Here is a 14,620-nt window from a genome sequence, read left to right on the forward strand (position 1 = left end):
CTGTTTAGTATAGTTGTTCAAAATAACGTGTGTCGCCACACCAAGTCATTGCGTTGTGCAGATTTGCCGACTAGGAATTCCGCGCCACGATAACGCAGCTCGTCCCGCGGACACCCAGACGACGCGGTAGCATTTTGATTTGCGCATGATCCTTTCCGGAAATCGAATCCGATTTTCAGGTCATTCGCCTTGGACGGAGAGATAGATTGACCGACGACCACGACAGCGCCCCTAAAGACATCGACCTTCTCGAACTGACCGCACACATCGTGTCCGCCTACGTCGAGAAGAACCGCTTGCCCGCTTCCGGCCTGCCCGATCTCATCGCCAGCGTCAGCACGTCGATAAGCGGGCTCGGCAAGCCGGTGGTCCCGGTGGCGGCGCCGCTGGTCCCCGCGGTCAACCCCAAGAAGTCGGTCACGCCGGATTTCATCATCTGCCTCGAAGACGGCAAGAAGTTCAAATCGCTGAAGCGTCATCTCGGCGTGCATTTTGGCCTGACGCCGGATGCCTATCGCGCCAAATGGGGCTTGCCCGCGGACTATCCGATGGTCGCCCCCAACTATGCGGCCTCGCGCTCGCTGCTGGCGAAGTCGATCGGCCTCGGCCGCAAGGCCGCCCCGGTGAAGGCACCCGCCAAGGGCAGGAAGACCAAGGCCTCGGCCTAGGCGTGTCGCCCAAAAGTGCGCGGCGGTTTTGGGACGAAGACATGCATAAAACAAAAGACTTGAAGCGCGTCGCCTGAACCCGATTCAACGCGACGCGCTCAATTCGGCGCTGAGCCAATGGATTGATTGAAGCCTGCCGGCGAATCCGCCTTGGCAGGCTTCACGGTTTTGTGGCTTGGATGGACCGGACGGTTTCTTTGGGGGGTGAAGCGATGAACTACACCAGGATGGTGATCGAGAAAGAGGCGCCGGAAGAGTACGGCTACGACCGGATCCGCCACAATCTCTCCGAAAGTTCGATCGCCGACCAGAAGCTCTCCGACATCGGCCTGTCGCTGCCTGATCTCACGCTGTTCTATGGCGAGCATCGCGGCGACAAGGAGTTGCGCGCGCTGATCGCGGCACAGTATGCCGGCGTCTCGCCGGATGATGTCCTGGTCACCGCCGGTGCCGCCGGCGCGCTGTTCATCATCTCGACTTCGCTTTTGTCGGCGAGTGATCATCTCGTCGTCATCAGGCCCAACTACGCCACCAACATCGAAACCCCGAGGGCGATCGGCTGCGCCATCGGCTTTGTCGACCTGGCCTTCGAGGAAGGCTTCGCCATCGATGTCGAGCGCGTCAAGGCGGCGATCCGGCCCAACACCAGGCTGATCAGCGTCACCTGCCCGCACAACCCGACCGGCACGATGATGAGCCGGGTTGAACTCGATGCCCTGGTCGCGCTTGCCGAGGCTAGCGGCTGCTATCTGCTGGTCGACGAGACCTACCGCGATCTCTCCTATGGCAAGCGCCTGCCCTCGGCGGCCTCGCTGAGCCCGCGGGCGATCAGCGTCTCGTCGCTGTCCAAGGCCTTCGGCATTCCCGGCATCCGGATCGGCTGGCTGATCACCAGGGATTTGGAACTGCAGGAAAGATTCCTCGCCGCCAAGGAGCAGATCGGCATCTGCGGCAGCGTCATCGATGAAGGCATCGCGCGCGGCATGCTGCGGCGCCGGGACGCCTTCCTGGCGACGCTGCTGCCCGAAATGGCCAGGCGGCGCGACATCGTCCAAGCCTGGATCGACAACGAGCCGCTGGTCGATTGGGTGCGGCCGGAAGGCGGCGTCGTCGGCTTTCCCCGCTTGAATGTCGATGCCGGCTTCGACCTCGACCGGTTCTATGTGAACCTGCTGGAAAACCATGGCACCTATGTCGGACCCGGCCACTGGTTCGAAATGCCGAAGCGCTTCTTCCGCGTCGGCTTTGGCTGGCCGACGGAGGCGCAGTTGCGCGGCGGGCTCGATGCCATTTCCGCCGTGCTGCGCGGGTAAACTTCGCGTGCAAACCGCCGTACAAGCCGAAAATTTCTTGATCGCGCGCCGATTTTGACGCACATCCCGCCGTGAACTTTGTTAGAAGTTCCATTGGTCGGACCAGCGCCCATCGTGGAAGTGCCCCGCCAACCGATGCCATCGCAACGGGGCCTCAATCCATGACTGCCGCACAAACCTCGCCGGACCAGCGCTACGCCGCGTTCCGCCACCGCTCCTTCCTGAGCTATTGGGCGGCGCGTTTCCTCACCACATTCGCCACCATGATCGTTTCCGTAGCGGTCGGCTGGCAGATGTATGACCTGACCCGCGACCCGCTCGATCTCGGCCTGGTTGGCATCGTCCAGTTCCTGCCGTCGCTGGTGCTGGTGCTGGTCACCGGCGTCGTCGCCGACCGCTTCGGCCGCCGGCTGATCATGGCGCTGGCGGTGCTGCTCGAAGCCATCTGTGCCCTGGCGCTGCTGCTCCTGACGCTGCGCGGCATCAGCGGACCGCTGCCGATCTTCGCCGTGCTTGCCATGTTCGGCGTCGCCCGTGCCTTCTTCGGCCCGGCCTCATCGTCGTTGTTCGCCAATCTGGTGCCGCCGGAGGATTTCGCCAATGCCATCGCCTGGAATTCGTCGGCCTGGCAGACCGCGACCATCGTCGGGCCGGTTGCCGGCGGCCTGCTCTATGGCGTCTCGGCGGAAATTGCCTACGGCACCGCCGCCGTGCTCATGCTTGCGTCCGGGCTGCTGATCTTCACCATTCCGAGGCCGGCGCAGCGCAGCGAGACCGACAAACCGACCATGCAGACCCTGTTTGCCGGCTTCAGCTACATCTGGAGCGAAAAGATCGTGCTCGGCGCCATCTCGCTCGATCTGTTCGCCGTGCTTCTGTCCGGCGCTTCGGCGCTGCTGCCGGTCTATGCGCGCGACATACTGCAGCTCGGCCCCTGGGGCCTCGGCCTGCTGCGCTCGGCTCCCGGCGTCGGCGCCATCTGCGTCGCCATCTGGCTGGCCGGCCATCCGATCCGCAACCACGCCGGGCTGATCATGCTCGGCTTCGTCGCCGCGTTCGGCGCCTTCACCGTGCTGTTCGGCCTGTCGACGATCACCTGGCTGTCGATCGTCGCCCTTGCCTGCCTCGGCGCCACCGACATGTTCAGCGTCTATATCAGGGAAACCTTGATCCAGTTGTGGACGCCCGACCATGTGCGTGGCCGCGTCAACGCCGTCAACCAGGTCTTTGTCGGCGCCTCCAACGAGGTCGGCGAATTCCGCGCCGGCACGATGGCGGCGCTGATCGGCACGGTGCCGGCTGTCGTGGTCGGCGGCGTCGGCGCGATCGTCGTCGCCGGGCTGTGGATGGTACTGTTCCCGCAACTGCGCAAGGTCCGCCATCTCGACGGGCGCAACTGATTCAGCGCCGGACCCAGGCCGCTGGATCCGGCGCTTCTCAATGGCTGTCAAAGATAGGGCGCGGCATCGACGGCGTCAGCGAACCAGCTCGAACCGGTCGCGGCTCCCGGCCGGGTCAGTCCGAGACAATTTCGTAGTGAAGAACCTGGGCGTCACCGAGTGACGACTTCAGTCCAGGCGAGATGACGCCTGAGCCGAAGAGGAGAATATCTTCGCGACGTACGAATACTTCATGTCCGGGTCCCATCGACACAAATGTGCCCGAAGAACTTCGTTCGACAAGCCGGGCCCTGCCATTCGAAATGGTGAAGGTCGCGTGGCGCCTCGACACCCAGGGCCGCTCGACGATAATATTGCATTCCGCAGATCGGCCGATCGTCACGGATTCGTTGTTTCGACACGATCGCAACTGATCTCTATAACGGATGACCAGATGGATCTGCCGCGGCGGGACGGAGCGTCTATCGGTAGTGGCGCCACGGGTGGCGACCTGAGTATTGAGGACCCCATCGCTGCTCCACAGGGTATAGACATCGAAGAGTTCCTGCTTTCCCTTGAAGTCCATTTTGTCGAGGAGCCGCAGGCCCTTGCGGCTGCCCGCGGAAAGGGCTTCGAAGAAGCTCTGGCTGATCAGCACCTCCCCGGGGTTGGCCGTGGTGGACAACCTTGCGGTGACATTGACAACGTCACCGAATATCGCGCCCCGCGCGCGAATGACCGGTCCGAAATGCAATCCGATACGAGCGATCAACGGCCCTTTCGTCAGTTGGTGGCTGATTTGACAAACGGCCGCCAGCGCCATCTCCGGGCTCTCGAAGAGGCTGAGTACGTCATCGCCCTTCGAGTAGATGAAATCACCACCGTATTGGGAGACGATCGCCCGCATTGCGTCCAGGCAGTCCGAAAGCTGCAGCAAAGCGGCATCGTCGCCGATGCGCTCATAGAGGGGCGTGCTGCCCACGACATCAGCTAAGAGGACTGCGGCAAGAAGCGTTTCCTGATCCATCGATCTTGTGTCCGACCCGAAAAGCCCAGCGTGTATAACACACGAGGTTGCCTGCAACATATCTACTTGAGCGCTTGGGGACCGGGGCGATGCTTCGGGCGATCGTCACGGACGGACGGGTGTATGCTTCACTCATCTCTCCAAATCATATCACCGGCAAAGGCCTTTGAGATAGAAAGCAGCGGCTGGTTAACAGGAGGCGGCGAGGGCTGATTTGACGTCCGACATGAGGCGCAAAGCGGTCGTCCACGCCTCGGCAGACGTGAGTGGCCTTGGGTCAGGCCCGACCGTTCAGAGCAGTTGGGTTTTGCTCTTGTCCACAGCCGGCTTGCCGAAGATCATGCGCAGGAATTCGTCCAGCCAGCGCTTGAGATGCATGTCCCAGATCAGCCGGCCGCCGAGATGATCGCGGCCGGGCTGCGCGCCTGGCAGCTCGAAACGGTGGGCGCCGCGCACCACCCAGCGCTGCATCATCATCTGGGTCAACTCGCCATGGAACTGGATACCCCAGGCATTGTCGCCATAGCGGAAAGCCTGGTTGGGATAGGTCTCCGCCGTCGCCAGCAGCGTCGCGTCGCTGGGCAGCGAGAAGCCCTCGCGATGGAACTGGTAGACCATCTCCGGCCAGTGCATCAGTTTCCTGCCGGCTTCGGTTGCCTTCAGCGGATACCAGCCGATCTCGACCAGCCCTTCGCCGTGACCCTCGACCCTGCCGCCGAGATGGTTGACCAGCATCTGCGCGCCCAGGCAGATGCCGAGGAACGGCCGGTTCTCCTTGAGCGGTATCTCCAGCCAGTTGGTCTCGCGGCGGACGAATTCGTCCTCGTCATTGGCGCTCATCGGCCCGCCGAACACCACCGTGCCGGCATGGCCATCCAGCGTTTCCGGCAGGACATCGCCAAGCGGCGGACGGCGGATGTCGAGATCGAAACCCTCTTCCATGAGCATGTGGCCGACGCGTCCGGGGCTCGAATTCTCCTGATGCAACACGATCAGGATTCTGGGCTTCGAACTCGTTCTGGGCGGCATGGGAAGGAGAAAACCCTATTCGTCTGAGGATGTTCCGGTGGCGCCCGGTGCCTGCGCCGCCGCCTTGCGGCGCGCCTCGACGCGGTCGCGGCGTTCGACGCCGATCAGCTCGGCGACGCGCCAGACGGTGTTGTCCTCCAACTCGTGCAGCTCGCCGTCGGCATAGACGATCTCCCACATCAGCCCGATGAAGGCCTTGCGCGCATCGGCATCGAGGTGACGCTTGAGCACGCTGGTGAACGCATAGAGATCGATCGCTTCATTGTCGGCCCGCTCGCCGGCGGCGACCAGCGCTTCGAGTTCGGCGCCGCTGATCGAGTAGCTTTCCCCCAGCACCGCCTTGAACCGTTCCCACTCGACATCCTGGCGCACACCATCGGCATTCATCACATGGTAGAGAAGCGCCGACGCGGCGATGCGCGGGTCGTCCGTGCTGGCGCGCGTGCCGGAGCCGGTCGGCAAATCCTTCAGAAATGATAGAACGCGTTCAAACATCAATTCATTCCCAAATAGCCGGACAATCGACCCGGTTCAAAACAGGCGGAAGCGGCGCGGCGATTTTTCCACTTCATCATCCGGATCGACGCCGGGATCGTCCGGCAACCGCGCAAGTTCCTCGGCCGGCTCGACGGCCTCGGCATCGGCCGGCACCGCGGCGAAGGCTGCCGCCGTGACCGGCCTGACCTGGTCCTCGTGGCTCTCGGCTTCCTTACCCGCTGCCTCGCGCGGACCGGTGTCGTCGATCACCTCGACCGGCCTTTCGCTGGCCTGCTTTGCCAGCGCTTCAATGACCGGCACCGGACCGGCTGGTGCATCATCGTGGCTGTCGATCAGCTGACCGAGCCGCTCCATCGGCGCCCGCCACTCGAAGGCGTCGAGCCTGCCGGTGACCGGCGATACCGGCGCCCAGCGCTCGGAAACGACGCCATCGGCGACCCAGGCCGGATCGCGTGGCGCTCGCACCGCCTTGGACAAGAGCTGCCGCACCTTGCCCTGGTCGCCGGTCTCGGCCTCCTCGATGTCGGCCAGGAGCAGATAGGCGCCCTCGCGGCGGTCCATCCTGATGGCGGCCTCGGCCTCGCGGCGGGCAGTCGAAAAATCCTGCGCGTCGAGCGCGGCGCGCGCCACCGTCATCGACGACTCCGCGTGGTTCTTCTTCATCTCCTGCAGCTTCTTCGCCCGGTTGAGGCGGTCGAGCACGGCATCGCCCGGCCTTGCATGGGTATAGAGCTCGGCGATCTCCGGGTGCGGCTCGGCCTTCCATGCCGTCTCGAGGATTTTCGAGCCCTTGCGAACGTCGTTCTGCTTGAACAGCGCCGCGGCGGCGGCAACGGCGGCGGGCGCAAACTCCGGTCGCAGCCGGTTGGCCTCGATCGCCGCGGTCCTGGCGGCAGTGGGATCGCTGCCGGCGAGCGCCTGCGCCTTGGCGGTCAACAGCACGGCGCGGCGGCGGTTGGCCGCGTCGCGTTCGATCTGCCGCGTCGACTTCTGCGCGTCGACCAACTTCAGCGCCCCGTCCCAGTCACCGCGCGCGGTCAGCTCCTCCAGCGTCGATTCGGCCGCCCAGGCCAGTTGCGGTGCCACGGCGGCGGCACGGCCGGCATAGTGCCTCGCGGCGTTGCGGTCGCCGAGGCGTTCGGCTTCGAGATAGAGCCCGCGCAGGCCGAGCAGCCGCATTTCGGGATCGTCGAGCATGCTCTCGAACTTCTGCCGCGCGCCTTCATGATCGCCTTCCAGCAGCGAGGCCTGCGCCTCGAGCAGATGGATCAGCGGCTCCTGGTCGGAACGGATCAGCTTGGCCGCTTCCTTGGTCTTCTTGCGGGCCAGCGCGCCATCGCCGGCACCGGCGGCGATCATCCCGGTCGACAGCGCCTGATAGCCACGGTCGCGGCGGCGCACGCGGAAATAGCGCGAGATGGTGTAGGGACTGTTCCACAGCGACTTGACCAGCCACCAGAAGATCATCACCGCGGCAACCACGGCGACGACGGCCACCGCCGCCACCATCAGGCTGACCTGGTATTGATAGCCATTGAAGGTGACGACCATGTCGCCCGGCCGGTCGGCCAGCCAGGCAAAACCCAGTCCAAGCGCGAAAACGACGATGAGGAAGGCCAGCAGGCGGATCATTGTGTTGCCCTCATGCCTTCATCGCGCCGGAGATCAGTGCGTCGACCTGGGTTTCGACCTCGATGCGTGCCTTCAGTTTACCGGCAAAGTCGGCGCCTGCAGCCTTGGCGGCTTGCGGCAGCGTATCATACTCGCTGAGCGCCTTGGCATAGTCGCCCTGATTGACCGCAACCTCGATGCGCGCGACGGTTTCCGGCGCGCCGGCACCCTCGACGGCGCCGATCGGCCTGACCTTGACCAGCGATTCGGCGCTCGACAGCAGGTTCTGCAGCAGGCCGGCATTCTCATCGACAGGCGTTGCGGCGGCGACCATCGCGTTGGCGGCGGCATCCATCTGCGATGCGATCTCGGTGCGGGTCGGCACACCCTTTTCGGCATAGGGGCGCAAGGTTGCGATCTCAGGCGCGTTGGGCGAGATCGCGGCAAACGTATCGAGTTCGGCCGCGAACGGCGCGCCGCGTTCGAGCGCCGACTTCAAAGCCGACGCGGCAATGGCGAGCGCGATCTTCGGCTGTCCTGCCGCCGCCTCGACCTTGCCGGAAAGCTGCGACACCGACTGTTCGAGCGCGGTGAGCCGGCCATCCTGCGCCGTCGCCGCCTCACCGGCTGATTTCACCAGCGCATCGAGACCAGCCAGCTTCTCGTTGAGCGGGCCGAGATCGACAGGCGCCGCGCTGCCGGCCTTGCCAAGCGCGGCGACCGCGGTTTCGATCTGCTTGACCTTGTCACCCAGTGCGGAAAGCCCGGCCGTGTCGCCCGTTCCGCCGGATTCGACCGTCGATTTCAGCGCCGCGATGTCCGTCTTGACCTGATCGAGCGCCGCCGACAGCCCGTCCACCTTGGCCGATGCGTCGCTGTTGCCACTTGTCTCCTTCAGCCCGGCGATCTCGGTCTTCAGCGAAGCGATCTCGCCATTGACGCCATCGAGCGAAACCCCGGAACCGGAGCCGGGCGCGCCGAGCAGGCCGGCGAATTGCAGGCCACCGGCGCCAACCAGCGCGATGACGCCGCCGATGATGCCGGCGGCGATGCCGTTGAGGCCGCCACGCTTCGGCTGCACTGCCATCGATTCGCTCCTCGCGTCGGCTTTCCCCGGCGCCGCTTTGGTCTCGGCGGTCCTGGTGGCTGCATCCTCGAAGCTGTAGTCGAAGGCCTTGGCGCGGTTGGGCGGCGCATCCGAACCGGGATAAGGCAGCTCCGGTTCGGCGGCTTTGGCCCCGGCATCCGCTGGCGCGCCTGCCTCGGCCGCCCCTGCGGCGGCGGTATCGGCATGCTCCCAGGGCTCGAGATCGGTCTGGTCGGCATGCACCGGCTCTTCGGGAACCTCGTCCGGCGTTTCTTCGGCGCCCGCTTGCGGCCTGGCGGCTTCCTCGTCGGCGACGCGCGAGACCGCACCGGGCTCGAGTTCGATGGTCACCGGCTCCCGCCGGCTTTTCGAGTGTCGCATCTTCGGCGTCTTGACCATGCCTGGGCTCCGCAAAATTCGCTTCGTCTCAACGCCGGGCGGCGCTTGATGGTTCAGAAAGGGTCTAGCACATCACCAAGCGGTGAAAAGGGGCGGTGTGATGACGCGGCTCAGCGCCGCGCCTGCAAAAGTGCCAGCAGCGTTTCCTCATCTGGCTGTTCGGCAATGCGGAGTCTCTCGCCGGCGATACCGTCAAGGGCGGTGGCGATGCGCGCGGAAAGGGCGAAAAACCATGTTTTTTCAAAGAGCCTTTGCAGCGTGGGCCGCGTGGCCAGGGCCTGTAGCGCCTGAGCCGCCTTGGCCGAATAGAGCAGCACCGCGTCGGCGGGTTGGCCCGCGAGACGCGCAAGCACGGCTTCGTCCGGATAATCAACCGCGAGCGTGTCATAGGTCTCGACGGCCTGGACCGGGACACCAGCCGCCTCCAGCCTCTGTTCGAACGCTGGAAACCGCACCCGGCCACAGAGATAGACGATGGTCTTGCCCGGGACATCGCCGGCCAGACTGTCAGCCAAGGCTTCGGCATCGCCTGAGCCTTCGCTGACGGACAAGAACCCTGCTTTGCGGGCGGCCTCCGCGGTCTTCTTGCCGACGGCATGACAGGGCAAGGCGGCAAGCCCCGCGATGACTTCTTTCGGCGCATGGCGCACCGCATTGGCGCTCGTGATAGCAACCGCCGCGGCGCCGGCCTCGGGCAGATCGGCAGCGACAGGCATTGCAACGGTCTCGGTGAGCGGCAACAGGATCGGCTCGAAGCCCCTGTCCCGCAGCAACGACATCGTGCGCGATGCGCCCGGTTCCGGCCGCGTCACCAGAACGCGAAGCATCGTCAGGCCCAGCCGTCGAAGAACTTTTCGCCGGCCTTCGCCCGCACCGTCCCGGCGGCTTCCGCGCCGATGCGGGCGGCATCCCGCGCCGGACCCTGCAGCTCGACTGTGTGCGACTGCGTGCCGTCTGGCGAGATGATCAGCCCGGCGAAAGACAGCAGTTCGGCCTCGATGACGGCATGACCGGCGATCGGCGTGCGGCAGGAGCCATCGAGTGCCGCCAGAAAGGCCCGTTCGCAGGCCAGCGCCTGTCCGGTCGGCACGTCATGGATGGCCACCAGCATCTTGCCCGCGTCACCATCGCCGATGCGGCTCTCGATGCAGATCGCGCCCTGGCCCGGCGCCGGCGGGAAGATGTCGAGCGGCATCAGGTCGGTGATCACATGGTCGAGCCCGAGCCGCTTCAGCCCGGCATGGGCGAGGATCGTGCCGGCGGCGACGCCTTCGTCCAGCTTGCGCAGCCGCGTCTGCACATTGCCGCGAAACATCACCACGTCGAGATCCGGCCGCATCCTGCGGATCAGCGCCTGCCGCCGCAGCGACGACGAGCCGACTTTCGCCCCTTGCGGCAGGTCGGCGATCGTCTTCGCCGCCCTGCCGACAAAGGCATCGCGCGCGTCCTCGCGCGGCAGGAAGGCGCTGAGCTCCAGACCGTCGGGCAGTTGTGTCGGCATATCCTTCGACGAATGCACGGCGATGTCGATCCGGCGCGCCAGCAGCGCCTCCTCGATCTCCTTGGTGAACAGCCCCTTGCCACCGGCTTCCGACAGCGGCCGGTCCTGGATGCGGTCGCCGCTGGTCGAGATGACGACGACCTCGAACGCCGCCGCCGGCAGGCCATGCGCGGCCATCAGCCGCGCCTGCGTTTCATGCGCCTGCGCCAGCGCCAGCGGGCTGCCGCGTGTTCCGATTCTCAAGATTGTTTGCATGGCGCGCGGTCCGTGATAACCCCCGGGCAAATGGAGGTCTGTCGAGATTAGGTCAGGCCGAGCCGAAAATGGTGGTTCCGAGAATCGGAGCGGAGCGTACTTTCGGGTACGTGAGCACCGGAAGCGCAGAACCCGCCATTCGCAGGCCGGCATCACCTGAATATCGGCAGACCTCCTAACGGGGAAAGCCCGACGATACAATCTCTGGGGACAGCGACCAATTGATCCGCGTTCTGGGCATTGAGACGAGTTGTGACGAGACCGCCGCCAGCGTCGTGGCGCTGGACGGCGATGCCGCGCCGAAAATCCTGTCCAACATCGTGCTCAGCCAGATCGAGGAACATGCCGCGTTCGGCGGCGTCGTGCCGGAGATCGCCGCGCGCGCCCATGTCGAGGCACTGGACGGCATCGTCGAGGCAGCCCTTGCCGATTCGGGCGTCGACCTCGCCGACATCGATGCCATCGCCGCGACCGCCGGTCCCGGCCTTGTCGGCGGCCTGATTGTCGGGCTGATGACCGCCAAGGCGATCGCCGCCGCCGCGGGCAAGCCGCTGATCGCCATCAACCACCTCGAAGGCCACGCCTTGACCGCACGGCTGACCGACGGGCTCGATTTTCCCTATCTGCTGCTGCTGGTCTCCGGCGGCCACACGCAAATCCTCGCCGTGCGCGGCGTCGGCGACTATCAGCGCTGGGCAACCACCATCGACGACGCGCTCGGCGAAGCCTTCGACAAGACGGCCAAGATGCTCGGCCTGCCCTATCCCGGCGGACCGAATGTCGAAAAGGCGGCACAGGCCGGCAATGCCTCGCGCTTTGCCTTTCCCCGTCCGATGAAGGGTTCGGCGCAGCCCGACTTCTCCTTCTCCGGTTTGAAGACCGCCGTGCGCCAGGCGGCGACCGCCATTGCCCCGTTGAGCGACCAGGATGTCGCCGACATCTGCGCTTCGTTCCAGGCGGCGGTCGCCGATGCGCTGGCCGACCGCGTGGCGCGCGCGCTTTCGCGCTTTCGCGAGACGTTTCCCGGCACCAGGAACCCGGCGCTCGTCGTCGCCGGCGGTGTCGCCGCCAACCGCACCATCAAGGCGACGCTGGAACGCCAGTGCGCCGAGGCTGGCTTCACCTTCATTGCGCCGCCGCTGAAACTCTGCACCGACAATGCGGCGATGATCGCCTGGGCCGGTATCGAACGGTTGCGCGAAGGCATGGCGCAGGAGAACGGCTTCGACTTCGTGCCGCGCTCGCGCTGGCCGCTGGACGGCATCTCGACGCCGATGGTTGGTTCCGGCCGGCGTGGAGCCAAGGCATGAATGATCGCCCCTTGAGCAGTCGAGACATGAACAGTCCGGGCAAAAGCGGCTGGCGCGTCGCTGTCCTTGGCGGCGGCGCCTGGGGTACGGCGCTGGCGCTGGCCATGCTGCGCGCCGGCCATTCGGTGCGGCTGTTCGCGCGCGATCCGCAAACCGTCGCCTCGATCGGCCGTGGCGAGAACCCGCGCTATCTGCCAGGCATCGCCATCGCGCCCGGCATCGAGGCGACGAGCGACATCAAGACAGCGCTTGCCGGCGCTGATTGCGTGCTGGCGGTGACGCCGGCGCAATCGCTGCGGGCAACGCTGGCGCTCGCAAAAGACCATATGCCGCGCGGTATTCCGCTCGTTCTCTGCGCCAAGGGCATCGAGCGCGACACCGGTGCCCTGCTGTCGGCGATCGTCGAGGAGATCCTGCCGCGAAATCCCGTCGCCGCCCTGTCGGGCCCAAGCTTCGCCACCGATGTCGCCCGAGGCCTGCCGACGGCGGTGGTGGTGGCCGCCCGCGACGAAGCTCTGGCCGCAGACCTCGCCGCCCGCTTTTCCGCCGAGAACCTGCGCTGCTATTCGAGCGACGACCTTATCGGTGTCGAGATCGGCGGCGCCTTGAAGAACGTCTTCGCCATCGCCGCCGGCGCGGTCACCGGCGCCGGGCTTGGCGCCAGCGCCCAGGCCGCCATGGTGACGCGCGGTTTTGTCGAGCTGCGCCGCATCGGTGCTGCTTTCGGCGCCAGGCCCGAAACCCTGATGGGGCTTTCCGGCCTTGGTGACCTGCTGCTCACCTGCTCCTCCGCCCAATCGCGCAACTTTGCCTATGGGCTGGCGCTCGGGCAAGGCAAGCCGCTATCCGGACTGCCGCTGGCCGAGGGCGTGCCGACGGCGGCAATCGCTGCCCGCATCGCCAGCGAGCGCAACATCGATGCGCCGATCATCACCGCCGTTGCGGCCATACTGGACGGCACCATCACCATCCAGCAGGCCGTGATCGCCTTGATGACCCGGCCGCTGAAGACCGAAACCAACGATTGATCCCCACGACTTTGATCACACCACCAGGAGAAGACCATGCTGTTTGCGTTGATTTGCAAGGACAAGCCCGGAAGCCTGCAGGTGCGCCTCGACACGCGGCCCGCGCATGTTGCCTTTCTGGAAGGATTGAACGGCGACAAGAAGCTGGCTTTTGCCGGTCCGTTCCTCGATGCCGAAGGCAAGCCCAATGGCAGCCTCGTGGTCGTCGAGGCGCCCGACATGGCTGCAGCACAAGCCTTGTCGGCTGCTGACCCCTATGCCAGGGCCGGGCTGTTCGAAAGCGTCGAAATCCGCCAGTGGAACTGGACGTTCAACAAGCCGGCGGCTAGTTAATTCCGGTCGACGGCGAGCGAACGCCAGAGCAATTCCAGGAAAAGTGTGAAACGGTTTTCCGTCCGCAATTGCGTCGAGACAAAGAGTCTAGGAGGAGCAAATGAACTACTGGCTGTTCAAATCCGAGCCCTCGGTCTTCTCCTTCGAGGCGTTGAAGGCCAAGGGCAAGGCCGGCACGCAATGGGATGGGGTGCGCAACTACGCCGCGCGCAACAACATGAAGGCGATGCAGATCGGCGATCTCGGCTTCTTCTACCATTCCAACGAGGGGCTCAACGTGGTCGGCATCGCCGAGGTCTGCGCGCTTGCCCATCCCGACACCACGTCGGATGATCCGCGCTGGGAATGCGTCGACATCCGCGCCTTCAAGGATGTGCCGAACCCGCCGACGCTGGAACAGGTCAAGGCCAACCCGAAGCTTGCCGAAATGGCGCTGGTGCGACTCGGGCGGCTTTCCGTGCAGCCGGTGACGCCCGCGGAATGGAAGGAAGTCTGCCGCATGGGCGGCCTGACACCCGCCCCGTGACGGCGCTGACGCCAAACAGCGCCAAGCAATTCATCCTCGACAACACGGCGCTGATGGCGCCGCCGCACGTGCCGGAGCTTCTTCTGCATCTTGCCGACGAAGCCCATGATTTGTGGCAGCGGACCGAGGATGAACTGGTCGAGATCGGGCTGCCACCGCCCTTCTGGGCATTTGCCTGGGCCGGTGGCCAGGGTCTTGCGCGCTATGTCATCGACAATCCCGACACAGTGCGGGGCAAGCGCGTGCTCGATTTCGCTTCCGGCTCGGGCCTTGTCGCCATCGCCGCCGCCAGGGCTGGCGCCGCCGAGGTGGTCGCCGCCGATATCGACCCGTTCTGCGCGACCGCGATCCGTCTCAATGGCGAGGCGAACGGTGTCCGGATCGGCTTCCTCGGCACGGATTGCATAGGCACCGACGCGGGCTGGGACGTCATCCTGGCCGGCGACGTTTTCTATGACAAATCCTTCGCCGACCGGTTGATGCCGTGGTTCGCGACGCTCAAAGCGCGCGGCGCCGAAATCCTCGTCGGCGATCCCGGCCGGTCGTATATGCCGAAGGCGGGGCTGGAACCGCTTGCCGTCTATGAAGTCGCCGTCACCCGGGCATTGGAAGATTCCCTGGTCAAGCGCACGACCGTCTGGCGGTTTGCTTGACGC

15 protein-coding genes are annotated in these 14,620 nt (G+C 65.3%); 8 read left to right on the forward strand and 7 right to left on the reverse strand.

Annotated features, from left to right (window positions below; genetic code table 11):
* Positions 1–206 precede the first annotated feature (206 nt).
* The 3 genes from NR193_RS17240 to NR193_RS17250 all read left to right on the forward strand — a co-directional run bounded on the left by NR193_RS17240 (position 207) and on the right by NR193_RS17250 (position 3,381).
* Positions 207–668, forward strand: coding sequence for a MucR family transcriptional regulator (locus tag NR193_RS17240; protein ID WP_256751980.1), 462 nt, complete (start codon positions 207–209; stop codon positions 666–668).
* A 212-nt stretch (positions 669–880) separates the two neighbouring features.
* Positions 881–1,981: an aminotransferase class I/II-fold pyridoxal phosphate-dependent enzyme gene (locus NR193_RS17245; protein WP_256751981.1), complete on the forward strand. Its 1,101-nt coding sequence runs from the start codon at positions 881–883 to the stop codon at positions 1,979–1,981.
* A 161-nt stretch (positions 1,982–2,142) separates the two neighbouring features.
* Positions 2,143–3,381, forward strand: a complete 1,239-nt coding sequence (locus NR193_RS17250; protein WP_256751982.1) for an MFS transporter — start codon at positions 2,143–2,145, stop codon at positions 3,379–3,381.
* 115 nt (positions 3,382–3,496) lie between these two features.
* Here the strand turns inward: NR193_RS17250 and NR193_RS17255 are convergent, their stop codons facing one another.
* The 7 genes from NR193_RS17255 to hemC form a co-directional block, all read right to left on the reverse strand.
* Positions 3,497–4,387 (reverse strand): adenylate/guanylate cyclase domain-containing protein, encoded by an 891-nt coding sequence (locus NR193_RS17255; protein ID WP_256751983.1) that lies wholly within the window; start codon positions 4,385–4,387, stop codon positions 3,497–3,499.
* 291 nt (positions 4,388–4,678) lie between these two features.
* On the reverse strand, positions 4,679–5,416 hold the full coding sequence (locus NR193_RS17260; protein WP_256751984.1) for a glutamine amidotransferase: 738 nt from the start codon (positions 5,414–5,416) through the stop codon (positions 4,679–4,681).
* A gap of 15 nt (positions 5,417–5,431) precedes the next feature.
* Positions 5,432–5,911 carry a TerB family tellurite resistance protein gene (locus NR193_RS17265; RefSeq protein ID WP_256751985.1) on the reverse strand — a complete coding sequence of 160 codons (480 nt, stop codon included), beginning with the start codon at positions 5,909–5,911 and terminating at the stop codon, positions 5,432–5,434.
* Positions 5,912–5,947: 36 nt separating this feature from the next.
* Positions 5,948–7,546 (reverse strand): heme biosynthesis protein HemY, encoded by a 1,599-nt coding sequence (locus tag NR193_RS17270; RefSeq protein WP_256751986.1) that lies wholly within the window; start codon positions 7,544–7,546, stop codon positions 5,948–5,950.
* A gap of 10 nt (positions 7,547–7,556) precedes the next feature.
* Complete coding sequence (locus NR193_RS17275; RefSeq protein WP_256751987.1) at positions 7,557–9,011, reverse strand: COG4223 family protein; 1,455 nt, start codon at positions 9,009–9,011, stop codon at positions 7,557–7,559.
* A 110-nt stretch (positions 9,012–9,121) separates the two neighbouring features.
* Entirely contained in the window at positions 9,122–9,838 is a 717-nt protein-coding gene (locus tag NR193_RS17280) for a uroporphyrinogen-III synthase (protein WP_256751988.1), read from the reverse strand.
* Between the two features lie 2 nt (positions 9,839–9,840).
* Positions 9,841–10,767 (reverse strand): hydroxymethylbilane synthase, encoded by a 927-nt coding sequence (gene hemC / locus NR193_RS17285; protein WP_256751989.1) that lies wholly within the window; start codon positions 10,765–10,767, stop codon positions 9,841–9,843.
* A 224-nt stretch (positions 10,768–10,991) separates the two neighbouring features.
* On the opposite strand from hemC, the gene tsaD reads away from it, so the two are divergent.
* From tsaD to NR193_RS17310, 5 genes are all read left to right on the forward strand, one after another.
* Complete coding sequence (gene tsaD, locus NR193_RS17290) at positions 10,992–12,077, forward strand: tRNA (adenosine(37)-N6)-threonylcarbamoyltransferase complex transferase subunit TsaD (RefSeq protein WP_256752097.1); 1,086 nt, start codon at positions 10,992–10,994, stop codon at positions 12,075–12,077.
* Between the two features lie 26 nt (positions 12,078–12,103).
* Entirely contained in the window at positions 12,104–13,105 is a 1,002-nt protein-coding gene (locus NR193_RS17295) for an NAD(P)H-dependent glycerol-3-phosphate dehydrogenase (protein WP_256751990.1), read from the forward strand.
* A 36-nt stretch (positions 13,106–13,141) separates the two neighbouring features.
* Positions 13,142–13,438, forward strand: coding sequence for a YciI-like protein (locus tag NR193_RS17300; RefSeq protein WP_256751991.1), 297 nt, complete (start codon positions 13,142–13,144; stop codon positions 13,436–13,438).
* Positions 13,439–13,538: 100 nt separating this feature from the next.
* Positions 13,539–13,964 carry an EVE domain-containing protein gene (locus NR193_RS17305; protein ID WP_256751992.1) on the forward strand — a complete coding sequence of 142 codons (426 nt, stop codon included), beginning with the start codon at positions 13,539–13,541 and terminating at the stop codon, positions 13,962–13,964.
* Positions 13,919–14,617 (forward strand): methyltransferase, encoded by a 699-nt coding sequence (locus NR193_RS17310; protein WP_256751993.1) that lies wholly within the window; start codon positions 13,919–13,921, stop codon positions 14,615–14,617. Before NR193_RS17305 ends, NR193_RS17310 begins: the two co-directional genes overlap by 46 nt.
* The last annotated feature ends 3 nt before the right edge of the window (positions 14,618–14,620 follow it).

Origin of the sequence: Mesorhizobium sp. Mes31 (genome assembly GCF_024519675.1) — a bacterium.
Lineage (GTDB): Bacteria > Pseudomonadota > Alphaproteobacteria > Rhizobiales > Rhizobiaceae > Mesorhizobium.